This is a genomic window from Brachybacterium sp. AOP29-B2-41, from assembly GCF_052378395.1.
Classification (GTDB): Bacteria; Actinomycetota; Actinomycetes; order Actinomycetales; family Dermabacteraceae; genus Brachybacterium.
On the sequence record NZ_JBQSXR010000001.1, the window covers coordinates 411,208 to 424,845 of the forward strand.

Genomic DNA, 13,638 nt, shown 5'->3' on the forward strand with positions numbered 1-13,638 from the left:
GAGTCTACCGATCCACGGGCGCTTCCTCGCGCAGGGCGGCCTCGAGCACCGCCAGGTCGCCTGGGCGCAGGTCCCGTCCGTGGTCCGGGCGCGGATGCCGGGGGCGGCGGGTGAGGTGGACGGGCACGGTCTCCAGTCCCAGGCGCAGGGCGACGGCGATGCGGTGATTGCCGTCGATCGTCGCGAACTCCTCGTGGAAGGCCAGATCGATCGGGGTGCGCATGCCGTCCCGTGCGATCTGCGCTTCGAGACGGTCCAGGTGCGTCGGGGTTTCGAAGGTCGGGGACCCGACGAGCTCGCGGTCCACCGCCCGGCAGCGCGCGACCAGCTCGGTGGGCAGCTCGACACTCTCCTGCTCCATCGGGGCGGCGCGGCGCTCCATGAACAGCTCGGTGTCGTCGTCAGGGTTTCGGCCGCCGGTCCCGAAGCCGCAGCTCTCATAGAGACGGCGGGCGGGCAGGTTCGTCTCGACGACCGCCAGGAGCAGGCGGGTCTGCGGGTGATGGGCGGCGAGATGCTCGACCGCGGCGGCGACCAGGGCACGGCCGACGCCGCGACCGCGGTGCTCCGGGGCGACCCACACGGAGATCAGCTCGGCGCGGGCCCCCGGGACGTCCCCGTACACGGGATCGTCACCGAACAGGAGCCGACCCATCGCGGCGGGTTGTCCGTCGACCTCCACCACGAGGGGGACCCTCGGCCAGCTGACCCCCTCGCGCCAGTGGGCCTCGGTGTCGCGATGGCGGATCTCGGCGAGCGTGCTCCCGAAGGCCCAGGGAGCATCCTCCAGGGCTCGCAGCCGCAGGTCGCGCCAGAGCCGCCACTCGCCCGGAGCGAGCTGACGTGCCGCGATCACGGGTGCGTGCCCACTTCCATCAGCTCCTGGGCGCACTCCTCGAGATCCCGCGGCACCACGCCGTCGAGCATGTGGAGGGCGAAGTCCTGGCTGAGCCGTTCGAAGAAGTAGGTGCCGCGCACGGAGTTGCCGTGCAGGTCCAGCTGCGGGGCGTAGCTGGCGACGCCGAAGCGGGAGGGCAGAGCAGCGATGATCCCGCCGCCCACCCCGGACTTCGCGGGCAGGCCCACGTCCCCGACCCAGTCCCCCGCGTTGTCGTACATCCCGCAGGTGAGCATCACCGAGAGCACCTGGCGGGCGGCGACCCGGGAGAACACGTTCTGCCCGGTCAGCGGGTTGGTGCCGCCGGAGGCGAGGGTCGCGGCCATCACCGCGAGGTCGGTGACGGTGGTGAGCACCGCACAGCCCTCGATGTAGCCGCCCACCACCTCGGCGGCGTCTTCGCTCATCGATCCGGCCGCGCGCAGCATGTACGCGAGGGCGAGGTTGCGGTCGGCGGTGGTCAGCTCCTCATCCCGGGTCTCCCGGTGCAGCTCGAGGGGGTGGCCGGCGGCGGCGTCCAGCACCTCACGCAGGCGTTGCGTGCGCTCCTCCTGAGTGGGGCCGAGCATTGCATGAGTGCGGATCGCACCGATGTTGACCAGTGGATTCTTGGGCTTCTTGGAGTACGGATCGAGGCTGAGGGCGTTGAACTCCTCCCCCGTCGGCTCCTCGTCGACCACGGAATCCACATACTCCATGCCGTGCAGGTCGATCGCCGCACCGTACGCGAACGCCTTGGAGATCGACTGCATGGGGAAGGCGTGCTCGGTGCCGGCGGAGGTGATCTCCCCGTCGATCGAGCAGACGGCCACGCCGAGGTGGTCATCGCGCGCGCCGGAGAGATACGAGAGCTCGGGGATGTCCCCGACCTCCTCGGCGCTGCCCGAGATGCCCCGATCGGGCAGGATCGCCCCGAGCTCCTCGGAGGTCTCGGGCACCGTCGCCGTGGAGAGGGCGACGGTGAGGCGATTCAGATATGTGGTCAATGCGCTCGTCACGGCACCGACCGTACAGGCCTCCGCCTCGCCACATGAGAGACTGCCTCGCCCGCCCCGACCTCGCGAGATACCGTGAGGCATGACCGTTACGCCGCTGCTCGACACCGATGTCATCGCCCGCCACACCCTCGCGCACGACGCCTCCCCTTTCCTGCTGCTGCTGGAGGCGTGACGCGATGAACATTGTGGAATGGCGACATCCGGTGCGTGTGCCCGAGCCGTATCGCAGCCTGTTCGTGATCGCGATCGGGGTGATCCTGGTCCGTACCTTGCTCCCCTATTCGGCGACGTTCACCCTGGTCGTCAGCTTCGTGGGCGGCGCGGTAGGAATCGCGTTCGCCCTGGTGGTGCTCTCCCGCGGCTTCGATCCCGTGGTCCCGCGCTCCTGGTCCGAGAGCGGCTTCATCGTGGCGCTCCTGCTCGCTCTGATGCTGGTGATGTCGGTGTCCGAGGGATTCTCGTGGACCGGACGCTTGATCGGAGTGATCGTCGGCATCGGCATCGCGGTCTGCGCCTTTCATGTGGCGGAGGTACTGCATCAGCGGAGCAGCTCCAAGAGCAGCCCGCGAGGCTGACGAACGCCGTCCGCTGTCATGACCCGCCGGTAGTCTTCCCAGCGGTCCTCCTCCCCCGGTGACGTCCTGCGTCCCACCAGCGGCTCCCCGCCCACTTCCCAGGTGGGACCGCACAGGACGACTCCCGAGGAGGGCGATGCCCATGATGGGTGGACATCACGCGATCAGCGGCACCGCCGCCTGGATGGCCCTGGCGGGCTCCACCTCGATGATGGGGCACGCGGCGGGACTGGACTTGTGGGACCTGACGCCCGCGCAGGTGATCGCCGGGGCGGTGGTCGCCACCGGCGCGGCCCTGCTGCCGGACATCGACCATCCCAGTGCCACGATCTCCCGCTCCGGCAGCGGCCTCACCAAGGCGCTCACCCGGATGGTCGGCTCCTTGGCCGGGCACCGCGGAGCGACCCACACCCTCCTCGCCATCGCCGCCTTCACCGCCCTGGCAGTGCTCGTGAACGGGCTGGACTGGCAGATCCAGGTGCCCGTGCTGGGCGAGGTGCAGGCTGGCGCCGCGCTCCTGGTCGCCGTGATGTGCGCCTTCGGCACCCGGGCGCTGAAGGCGGTCAAGGGAAGACTGCTGCCGTGGGTCGTAGGCGCCGGTTCCGGGCTGCTGGTCGGAGTCGTCGCGCCGGACACGTCGATCTGGCTCCCGGCCGCCGTGGCGGTGGGGGCGCTGGCCCATCTCGTCGGCGACCTGCTCACGACCGACGGGATCCCCTTCCCCACCTGGCCGCTAACGGTGAAACCGCCGAAGCGACTCGCCTCACCCTTCTGGCAGCGCAGCGGCGACATCGCCCTGCCGCTCCTGGGCAACGCCGGCAGCGCGCGCGAATGGCTGCTGTGCACGGTGCTGACCGGCTACGCCGCGGTCACGACGATCGCCACCATCGCCGGGGCACCCGAGGTGCTGAGCCTCTGAAACGCGGGTGAACAGAGCCCAGAATCCTGAAAGATCTTGCAGGTTCTACTCTCACCCTTGAGCATGTGACCTGCACCCCCTACGGTGGAGACGGCAAACACCGCTCGGTCGCGGGTTTCGCCTTGCAGTTCTTGCAGGATCGTCGTTCTCCGTCGGCTCCTGCGCGCCCTCCCCCGTCGGCCCCGGCCGGCGCCCTTGCTCGGACAGAGGAGTCCCCGCATGTCGGTCCCGCGGTCTGCCCATCCCACCCGCATTGCCACCCGCTCCCGCCTGCTCGCGGCGGTCACCTCGCTGCTGATGGCGACGGCCACGATCCTCGGCACCGCCCCGCTGGTGTTCGCCCTCGGCCCCGATCAGCCGGTGCTCGCCGGCTCCCTGCAGGACGAGCTGGGCTGCGAGGCGGACTGGGACCCGACGTGCGAGGCGAGCGCGCTCGCCCCCACCGCTGTGGCCGGGCAGTGGGAGTCGACCTTCGAGGTCCCCGCCGGGCAGTACGAGGTCAAGGCGGCGATCGGCGGCAGCTGGGATACGGCCTACGGGCTGGACGGCGGAGAGGACAACATCCCGCTGGCCGTCGCCGCGCCCACCCGCGTGACCTTCCGCTTCGACGAAGAGACGTCCCGGCTCTCCGTCGCGCTCGCGGAGCAGGGCGGGGAGTACACCGAGCAGGATGCCGAGCTCGCGCACGCCCCCTACCGCCACCCCGGCGGCGGCGAGACCTTCTACTTCGTGCTCACCGACCGCTTCGAGAACGGCGACACCTCCAACGACACCGGTGGCATCGACGGCGAGCGCCTGGATCACGGCTTCGACCCTACCGACAAGGGCTTCTACCAGGGCGGCGACATCGCCGGGCTCCACTCGCAGCTGGACTACATCGAGGGCCTGGGGATGAGCGCGATCTGGCTGACCCCGTCCTTCACCAACAACCCGGTCCAGGGCGAGGGCGAGGACGCGAGCGCCGGCTATCACGGCTACTGGGTCACCGACTTCACCACCATCGACCCGCACCTGGGCACCAACGAGGAGCTCAAAGCGCTGATCGACGATGCCCACGCGCGCGGCATCAAGGTCTACTTCGACATCATCACCAACCACACCGCCGACCTCATCGACTACGAGGAGGGCGAGTACGGCTACGTCGACCAGGCGACCAGCCCGTACCTCGACGCGGCCGGAAATCCGGTGGACGTCACCGCGCTGGCGCAGTCCGCGGAGTTCCCGGCCATGGATCCGGCGAGCTCGTTCCCCTACACCCCGGTGCGTTCGGCGGAGAACCAGGTGATGGTCCCCGAGGCGCTGAATGACGTGACGATGTACCACAACCGCGGCAACTCGACGTGGGAGGGCGAGTCGGTGACCTTCGGTGATTTCGACGGCCTGGATGACCTGATGACCGAGGATCCGCGGGTGCTGGCCACGATGGAGGACATCTACACCACCTGGATGGACTTCGGGATCGACGGCTTCCGCATCGACACCGCCAAGCACGTCGACTTCCAGTTCTGGCAGGCCTTCACCTCGACCCTCGTCGATCACCAGGGCGCGGCCCCGGCCGGGGAGCAGTTCTTCACCTTCGGCGAGGTGTACGACGCCGACGCCACCAAGCTCTCCCCCTATGTGCGCGAGACCGAGATGGACTCGGTGCTCGACTTCGCCTACCAGTCCACCGCGACGAACTGGGCGAAGGGGTTCACCGCGCAGGGCATGGCCGGCCTGTTCGCCGCGGATGACCACTACACGACGGCAGACTCCTCCGCCGCGGACCTGCCCACCTTCGTGGGCAACCACGACATGGGCCGCATCGGCTACCTGCTGGCCGGCTCCGACCGGCTCGGCGAGCGGACCGCCTTCGCACACGAGACGATGCTGCTGACCCGTGGCCAGCCGGTGATCTACTACGGCGACGAGCAGGGCTTCGCGGGCGACGGCAACGACAAGGACGCCCGCCAGTCGATGTTCGAAAGCCAGGTCCCCTCCTATCTCGACGACACCCTGATCGACGGCAGCCCCTACGGCGACGGCGAGCACTTCTCGACCGACGCCCAGCTGTACCCGCTGATCAGCGAGCTCGCCACGCTGCGCAACTCCACCCCGGCGCTCGCCACCGGCGCACAGATCGAGCTGCACGCGGAGGAGGGCGCCGGCATCTACGCCTTCTCCCGCGTGGACCGCGAGGAGCAGCTCGAGCACCTGGTCGCGCTGAACAACTCCCCCGAGGCGCGCACCGTCACCCTCACCACCCTCACCCCGGGCGCGAGCTTTACCTCGCTGTACGGCGACCACGCCCCGGTGACCGCCGCGGCGGACGGCACCGTCGAGATCACGGTGCCCGCACTCGGCGCCGTGGTGCTGGTCGCCGATGCGCCCGTCGTCGCCGCCGGTGACGCGCAGGCGATCACGCTCGATCTCGCCGACGGCGCGAAGGTCGAGGGTCAGGCACCGATCAGCGCCGACGTCACCGCCGACCGCTGGGCCGAGACCTCCTTCAGCTGGCGCCTCGCCGGCGAAGCGACCTGGACCGCGCTCGGCACCGCGGAGGACGACACCCCGCGTGTGTTCCACGACGTGAGCTCGCTGCCCGTGGGCACCCTGCTCGAGTACCGCGCGGTCTCCACCGACGCGGCCGGGGACCGGGTCGCGGACTCGACCACGGCCGTCGTCGGCGCGGACCTCTCCGCCGCCGGTTCCGAGGAGGGCCCGGGCGCGATCGACGAGCTGTCCGTGACGCTGCCCGGCTCGCATAATGCCGCGATGGGCTGCCCGGGCGACTGGCAGCCGGACTGCACCGCCGCCCAGCTCGCCCTGGATGCCGATTCCGGGAAGTACACCGGCACCTTCGACATCCCGGCCGGCGACTTCGCCTTCAAGGTCGCTGTCGGCGGGAGCTGGGACGAGAACTACGGCGCGGGCGGCGTGCCCGGCGGCGAGGACATCACCTATACCCATGAGGGTGGGCCGCTGACCTTCTGGTACGACCCGGCCACGCACGTCGTGCAGAACAGCGCCCAGGGTCCGTTCATCACCCTGCCCGGCTCCTTCAACGCCGCGCTCGGCTGCCCCGAGGACTGGATGCCCGGATGCATGCGCACCTGGATGCAGGATGTCGACGGCGACGGCGTGCACACCTTCACCACCGACGCGATCCCCGGCGGGTCCTACGAGGTGAAGGCCGCTCACGGAGGATCCTGGGATGAGAGCTACGGCGTGGACGGTGAGCCGGGCGGCGGCAACTACACCTTCTCCACCCAGGACGGAGAGATCGTGACCTTCACCTACGATCTGGCCACCCATCAGCTGACCATCGAGGCCGCCGATCCGCTGACCGCCGGCTCCGGCAAGCAGCTCGGCCACTTCGTGGACGCCGGCACCATCGCCTGGCCCACGAACCTGGTCACCGCCGGCGAGGACACCCGCTGGGAGCTGTTCACGGCGCCGACCGGCGGGCTCACCGTCGCAGACGGCGAGGTCACCGGGGGCGAGAGCCTCGGCGAGCTGACCCTGCGGGACGGCGGTCTGGAGGAGGCCGAGCTCGCCGGGCGCGGGCACCTGAAGGACTTCCTCGCGCTCGAGCTGCCGGCGCTGGACCGGGCAGTGCTCGAGGAGGCGCTGCGCGGTGAGCTGGCACTGGCCCAGTACGGCCCGGACGGGATCGAAGTCCTCACCGGGCTGCAGATCCCCGGAGTGCTCGATGATCTCTACGCGGGAGGTGCCGCCGAGCAGGAACTCGGCGTGAGCTGGAGCGATGGAGTGCCCACCCTGTCGCTGTGGGCACCGACCGCCCAGAACGTGACGCTGCAGCTGCACGGCCCGGCGGAGGCGGCGGGTGATCCGTCGGCCGCTGATCCGTCGGCCGCTCGTGCCGTCGCCGCAACCGAGATCGCGATGGAGCGCGGAGCCGGCGGCGTGTGGGCCGCGACCGGCGAGGCCGACTGGACCGATCAGGCCTACACCTTCGCCGTGGACGTCTTCGTCCCCTCCCTCGGCGAGGTGGTCACCAACACCGTCACCGACCCGTACTCCGTGGGCCTGACCCTGAACTCGCAGCACTCGGTGCTGCTGGATCTCGCAGATCCGCGCTGGGCGCCGGAGGTCTGGACCGACACCTCCGCCCCGGCGGTCGCGCAGTTCGCCGATCAGACCATCTACGAGCTGCACCTGCGGGACTTCTCCGCCGGTGACGAGGCTCTGCCCGAGGAGGTCCGGGGCAGCTATGCCGCCTTCGGGCACCCGGATTCGGCAGGGTCGGCACGGCTCGGTGAGCTCGCCGAGGCGGGCGTGACCACCGTGCATCTGCTGCCCACCTTCGATATCGCCACCATCGAGGAGGACCGCGCCGCGCAGGTCCAGCCGGATCTTCCGGCCGACGCCGGACCCTCCTCGACCGAGCAGCAGGCGGCGGTGACCGCTGTCGCGGACCAGGACCCCTACAACTGGGGCTACGACCCGCTGCACTACATGAGCCCCGAGGGCTCCTATGCGACCACAGGTCACCAGATCGGTGGTGAGCGCACCGCAGAGTTCCGCTCCATGGTGGGCGAGCTGCACGGGATGGGCCTGCAGGTGGTGCTCGATCAGGTCTACAACCACACCGCCGCGCACGGTCAGGCCGACACCTCGGTGCTGGACCGGATCGTTCCCGGCTACTACCAGCGGTTGAATCTCGACGGCGGGGTGGAGAACTCCACCTGCTGCTCGAACATCGCCACCGAGCACGACATGGCGCAGAAGCTCATGGTCGACTCCACCGTGCTCTGGGCCCGCGAGTACCACGTGGACGGATTCCGCTTCGACCTGATGGGCCATCACAGCGCCGACAACATGCTCGCCGTGCGCGAAGCGTTGGACGAGCTGACGCTCGAGGCCGACGGGGTGGACGGGAAGAGCATCTACCTCTATGGCGAGGGCTGGGACTTCGGCGAGATCGCCGGCAACGCCCGCTTCACGCAGGCCACCCAGGGACAGCTGGGCGGCACCTCGATCGGCACCTTCAACGACCGGCTGCGGGATGCCGTTCACGGAGGCAGCCCCTTCGATACCGACAAGCGCACCGTGCAGGGCTTCGGCAACGGCCTGTCCACGATGCCGAACGGGTTCGCGGAGGTGGGCGAGGAGGAGCAGCTGACCGACCTGCGCCACCGCACCGACCTGATCCGGATCGGGATGGCCGGCAACCTCGCCGACTACGAGCTGCTGAGCTCGACCGGGGAGGTGGTGCGCGGTGATCAGCTGGACTACAACGGCGCTCCCGCCGGGTACGCCACCCGTCCCGAGGAGGCGGTCAACTATGTCGACGCGCATGACAACGAGGCGCTGTACGACATGAACGTGTGGAAGCTGCCGCAGGATGCCACCCTGGAGACCAGGCTGCGGATGAACACGCTGTCCCTGGCCACGGTGACCCTGGGCCAGTCCCCCTCGTTCTGGGCGGGCGGCACAGATCTGCTGCGCTCGAAGTCGCTGGACCGCGACAGCTATAACTCCGGCGACCACTTCAACACGATCGACTGGACGAAGCAGACCAACGGGTTCGGCAACGGCCTGCCGCCGGAGGAGAAGAACGGCGAGGCCTGGGATCTGATGGTGCCGATGCTCGAGGATCCGGCGAAGACCCCGACCCCGGAGGACATCGGACTCTCGAGCGAGGTCACCCTGGATCTGCTGCGGATGCGCTCCTCCTCGACCCTGTTCACCCTCGGCGACGCGGAGCTGATCCGGCAGAAGGTCAGCTTCCCCAACGCCGGCGCCGACGCCACCGCCGGTCTGCTGGTGATGCGGGTCGACGACACCGTGGGCGTGGACGCGGATCCGGCGCTCGACGGGCTGGTCACCGTGTTCAACGCGACCGGTGAGCCGATCACCGAGGCGATCGACGGCATGGCCGGACTCGAGTACCAGCTGCACGAGGTGCAGGCCGACGGCGCCGACGAGGTGGTCAAGGGCGCGACCTGGGAGGCCGCGAGCGGCACGGTGACGATCCCCGCCCAGACGGTCGCAGTCTTCGTGGCCCCGCAGGCCGGTGCCGAACAGCCCGGCGGTGGGAACGATGGCGGCGGCGACGATGATGGCGAGGGCGGCGGTGACGGCGGCGAGCAGCCGGGAGATGGGGACCAGGGCGAGCAGCCCGGTGACGGGGACCAGGGCGAGCAGCCCGGTGACGGGGACCAGGGCGAGCAGCCCGGTGACGGGGACCAGGGCGAGCAGCCCGGCGGAGGCAGCGAGAGCCCCGCTCCCGGCGACGGCGGCGCGGGTGATGGCGAAGCCCCCGGCTCCGGCTCCGGCTCCGGCTCCGGCTCCGGCTCCGGCTCCGGCTCCGGCTCCGGCTCCGGCTCCGGCTCCGGCTCCGGCTCCGGCTCCGGCTCCGGCTCCGGCTCCGGCTCCCAGGATGATCCGTCGGCCGACGGCTCCCGCGGGCCGCTCGCCCGCACGGGGTACGACGTCCTGCCGTGGGCGCTCGCGGCGGCACTCGCCATCGGGGTCGGCATCGCGCTGACAGCCCGCGCCCGCAGTCGGGGCTGAGCAGCACCCACAGCGGAGAAGGTGCCAGTCATCCGGCACCTTCTCCGCACGTCCACCGTGTGCCAGGGAGGTAGGACGGAACTCGGGCTGCGCGGTCGCGGTCAGAGCAGCGCCCGGACCGCCGCCCGGGCGCGGTCCGGGACCAGAGTGATCGATTCCAACTGGTCGAGGCGGATCCAGGCCGGTGCGTACACGTTGTCCTCGTCCGCCCCGTCGGCCTCCGGACCACCCGTGAGCACCGGCTCCTCGCGCGGGGCGCGCACGTGGAAGTACACCTCGGACTGCTGATCGGTGCGCACCGCGTCGAGCTCGGCGACGATGATCCCGACGAGGCCGGTCTCCTCCCGGAGCTCGCGCAGGCACGCCTCGCGAGGCGTCTCCCCGTCCTCGACACCGCCGCCCGGGAGCACCGAGTACTCCCGGCCGTTCTTCCGTCGGCCGATCACCAGGACGTGCCCGTCCTCGACGACGACCGCCGTGCTGCGGATCCTCATCGGGTCACCGCAGCACGGAGCTCAGCAGCAGGCTGGTCTCGGAGTTGACGACCCCGTCGATCGAGCGGATGCGGCGCAGCACGTCGTCGAAGGCCGGCAGGTCCGGGCAGGCGATCTCGGCGACCAGGTCCCAGCCGCCGTTGGTGGTGTGCAGGGCCTGGATCTCCGGAAACCCGCGCAGGTGGACGATCACGCGGTCGGTGCTGCGGCCCTCGACCTCGATGAAGGAGGTGGCGCGCACGGTCGAGGCCTCGGCGTAGTCCCGCACCCGCACCGTGAAGCCCACGATCACCCCGGCCGCCGTGAGCTTGTCGATCCGGCTGGTGATGGTGGCGCGCGAGACCCCGAGCCGGGTGGCGAGGCTCGCGATCGGGGCGCGTCCGTCGTTGCGCAGAGCGGCGAGCAGGCGTTCGTCGAGGTCCGTGAGGCGCTCCATGCGCATCATGCTAAGTCCGTCTGTGCAGACCGCGCAGAGTCTTCGCAGAAGTTCTGCGTTCCCGCCATGTCGCCTGCCATCTGCGAACTCTAGGCTGAGGTGGACCAGCGCCGATGCTGACCCGTCGGCCCCAGCCGACGCCGGCCCGTCGGCCCCCACGCGTACTCAGGAGGCGAGACGATGACCCAGCTGCTCGACGTGGCGAACATGGCCCGGTGGATCCGGCGCGACGGCGCGGAGAAGATCCTGGTGCGGATGACGGAGTACCTCGAGCAGGACTTCCGCCGCTGGGAGAAGTTCGACAAGATCCCCCGGATCGCGAGCCACACGCCGCTCGGCGTGATCGAGCTGATGCCCACCTCGGACGGCGAGCTGTACTCCTTCAAGTACGTCAACGGCCACCCCTCGAATCCCGCCCGCGGCTTCCAGACCGTCACCGCCTTCGGTGTGCTCGCCGACGTCGACAACGGCTATCCCACCTTCCTCGCGGAGATGACGCTGCTGACCGCGCTGCGCACCGCTGCGGCCTCCGCGATGGCCGCGAAGGTGCTGGCCCGCCCGGACTCCCGCACCCTCGCCCTGATCGGGGCCGGCTCGCAGTCCGAGTTCCAGGCCCTCGCCTTCCGCGGCGTGCTCGGCATCGAGGACCTGCGGGTCTTCGACATCGACCCGGCCGCGATCGAGAAGGTGCGGCGCAACCTCGCCCCGCTCGGATTCCGCGTCCACGCCGCGACCTCGGTCGACGACGCGGTCGACGGCGCGGACATCATCACCACCTGCACCGCGGACAAGGCCCAGAACACCATCCTCGACACCTCCCAGGTGCGGCCCGGCGTGCACCTGAACGCGATCGGCGGGGACTGCCCCGGCAAGACCGAGCTCGACGCCCGGATCCTCGAGCGGGCCGACGTGTTCGTCGAGTTCACGCCCCAGACCCGCATCGAGGGCGAGATCCAGCAGATGGCCCCCGACTTCCCGGTCACCGAGCTGTGGGAGGTGCTCACCGGCGCCGCCCCGGGGCGCACCGACGCCGAGCAGATCACCCTGTTCGACTCCGTCGGCTTCGCGATCTCGGACTTCGCCGCGCTGCGCTGCGCCCGCGACGCCACCGCCGGCAGCGCCCTGCAGGACGAGGTGGACCTCGTCGCCCAGCCCGACGACCCCAAGGATCTGTTCTCCCTGGTGGACGTCCTGGCCCCGGTGAGCTGACGATGACCGGACAGGCGCCGCGGCATGTCGTCCTCGTCCGCCCCCACCACTTCCGGCCGAACCCGCAGACCGAGGGAGACAACGCCTTCCAGCACCGGCTGGTCTCGGCTCCGGCCGAGGTCGCCGCCCGCGCCCGGGAGGAGGTCGACGGGCTCGCCGCCGTGCTGCGCGATGCCGGCGTCGGGGTGAGCGTGTTCGAGGACGAGGAGAGGACGACCCCCGACAGCGTGTTCCCCAACAACTGGCTCTCCACCCACGCGGACGGCACCGTCGTGCTCTATCCGATGTACGCCGCGAACCGTCGGGCCGAGCGCCGGGCCGACGTGCTCGCGCACCTGCGGGAGCACTTCGCGGTGCGCCGAGTGCTGGACCTCTCGGGATACGAGCACGCGGGCCGATTCCTCGAAGGAACCGGGGCGATGGTGCTGGATCACCCCGGAGGCGTCGCCTACGCCTGCCGATCCCTCCGCCTGGACCCGGGACTGTTCACCGAGATCTGCGAGGAGCTCGGATACCGGCCGCTGCTGGTCGATGCGTCCGACGCCCGCGGCGTGCCCGTCTATCACACGAACGTGCTGATGAGCGTGGGGACCGAGGTCGCTCTGATGGGCAGCGGGATGATCCGGGACCCGGACGACCGTGCCCGGCTGCTGGCGTCGCTGCGGGCGAGCGGGCGCGAGATCGTGGAGCTCACGGAGTCCCAGGTGCACGGCTTCCTCGGCAACTGCCTCGAGGTCCGGGGCGGGCTCGGCGGCGAGGACCGGCTGCTCGTGATGTCGCAGCGGGCCGCCGCGCAGCTCACCCCCTCTCAGCGACGACGGATCGAGCGCTCCTGCACGATCCTCTCCGCGCCCGTGCCCACGATCGAGGCCGCCGGCGGGTCGGTGCGCTGCATGCTCGCCGGCATCCACCTGCCTCAGCGGCAGGCCGTCTCCTCGACCGGGATCCCGAACACCCTCACCACGGTGGTGCCCGCCGCGGTGTAGATGTGCACCCCGGCGCCGTCCTCCCGATCGCTGAAGAACCCGTAGGCCGGAGCGCCGTTGCGACGCATCGCGTCCCCGACCTCGTCGAAGCCGTGCTCGACGAGCACCGGATTGATCGCCTCCCGCCGGGCATCCCAGGCCGCAGGGTCATCCTCGGGGAGCGTGATCTCGGCGCTTGAATCCCCGGGCGACCAGCGGCAGATTCCGTCCTCGTCGAGGCGGACCCGTTCCGAGTCGCCCTCCCAGCCCGCCTCCGCCCCCTGCAGCATCGACACCTGCAGCGACGGGAGCATCTCCTCGTACTGCGCACGGGCCTCGTCCACCGGGACGGGCTCGGGCGCTGCGGGTGTGCATCCGGCCAGAGCGATCATCGCCGCCACCCCGAGGAGGCATGTGCGGCGCGACCGGGCGCGGTGTCCTTCCGATGCTTCATCCACAATCACCCATCACTTCCTCGCAGGCGTGGCGACCCGACCTAACATGATCCGAGTCACAGTCTCGATCTTGGAGCGTACTTGATGCTGGGTGCAGACACCGATGCCCTCTCCACCTTGGGGACAACCGCCGGACGACGTGCGGGCGAACTGCGCGAAGTCCTGAGTCG

Annotated in this window: 10 protein-coding genes; 5 read left to right on the forward strand and 5 right to left on the reverse strand. The window is 70.3% G+C overall.

Going from position 1 to position 13,638, the window contains the following annotated elements:
- Positions 1-4: 4 nt before the first annotated feature.
- Positions 5-856 carry a GNAT family N-acetyltransferase gene (locus tag ACT3T9_RS01910; RefSeq protein WP_444605845.1) on the reverse strand — a complete coding sequence of 284 codons (852 nt, stop codon included), beginning with the start codon at positions 854-856 and terminating at the stop codon, positions 5-7.
- Positions 853-1,896 carry a glutaminase A gene (gene glsA, locus ACT3T9_RS01915; RefSeq protein WP_444501806.1) on the reverse strand — a complete coding sequence of 348 codons (1,044 nt, stop codon included), beginning with the start codon at positions 1,894-1,896 and terminating at the stop codon, positions 853-855. The genes ACT3T9_RS01910 and glsA overlap by 4 nt, the downstream gene beginning before the upstream one ends.
- A gap of 176 nt (positions 1,897-2,072) precedes the next feature.
- Here glsA and ACT3T9_RS01920 point away from each other — a divergent pair, with 176 nt between their 5' ends.
- From ACT3T9_RS01920 to pulA, 3 genes are all read left to right on the forward strand, one after another.
- Entirely contained in the window at positions 2,073-2,471 is a 399-nt protein-coding gene (locus ACT3T9_RS01920) for a hypothetical protein (protein ID WP_262425657.1), read from the forward strand.
- Between the two features lie 136 nt (positions 2,472-2,607).
- Positions 2,608-3,390: a metal-dependent hydrolase gene (locus tag ACT3T9_RS01925; RefSeq protein ID WP_444605846.1), complete on the forward strand. Its 783-nt coding sequence runs from the start codon at positions 2,608-2,610 to the stop codon at positions 3,388-3,390.
- Positions 3,391-3,609: 219 nt separating this feature from the next.
- Positions 3,610-9,909 (forward strand): pullulanase-type alpha-1,6-glucosidase, encoded by a 6,300-nt coding sequence (gene pulA, locus ACT3T9_RS01930; protein WP_444605847.1) that lies wholly within the window; start codon positions 3,610-3,612, stop codon positions 9,907-9,909.
- A 101-nt stretch (positions 9,910-10,010) separates the two neighbouring features.
- Here pulA and ACT3T9_RS01935 read toward each other — a convergent pair whose 3' ends face one another.
- Entirely contained in the window at positions 10,011-10,403 is a 393-nt protein-coding gene (locus ACT3T9_RS01935) for an NUDIX domain-containing protein (protein ID WP_441446107.1), read from the reverse strand.
- Between the two features lie 4 nt (positions 10,404-10,407).
- Complete coding sequence (locus ACT3T9_RS01940; protein WP_441446108.1) at positions 10,408-10,839, reverse strand: Lrp/AsnC family transcriptional regulator; 432 nt, start codon at positions 10,837-10,839, stop codon at positions 10,408-10,410.
- Between the two features lie 180 nt (positions 10,840-11,019).
- Here ACT3T9_RS01940 and ACT3T9_RS01945 point away from each other — a divergent pair, with 180 nt between their 5' ends.
- Together ACT3T9_RS01945 and ctlX are read left to right on the forward strand one after the other, a co-directional pair.
- Positions 11,020-12,048, forward strand: coding sequence for an ornithine cyclodeaminase (locus ACT3T9_RS01945; RefSeq protein WP_444605848.1), 1,029 nt, complete (start codon positions 11,020-11,022; stop codon positions 12,046-12,048).
- 2 nt (positions 12,049-12,050) lie between these two features.
- Positions 12,051-13,034 carry a citrulline utilization hydrolase CtlX gene (gene ctlX, locus ACT3T9_RS01950; protein ID WP_444605849.1) on the forward strand — a complete coding sequence of 328 codons (984 nt, stop codon included), beginning with the start codon at positions 12,051-12,053 and terminating at the stop codon, positions 13,032-13,034.
- On the opposite strand, the gene ACT3T9_RS01955 is transcribed toward ctlX, so the two are convergent.
- Positions 12,965-13,405 carry a hypothetical protein gene (locus tag ACT3T9_RS01955; RefSeq protein WP_444605850.1) on the reverse strand — a complete coding sequence of 147 codons (441 nt, stop codon included), beginning with the start codon at positions 13,403-13,405 and terminating at the stop codon, positions 12,965-12,967. The two genes, ctlX and ACT3T9_RS01955, sit on opposite strands and share 70 nt — an antisense overlap.
- Positions 13,406-13,638: the final 233 nt, after the last annotated feature.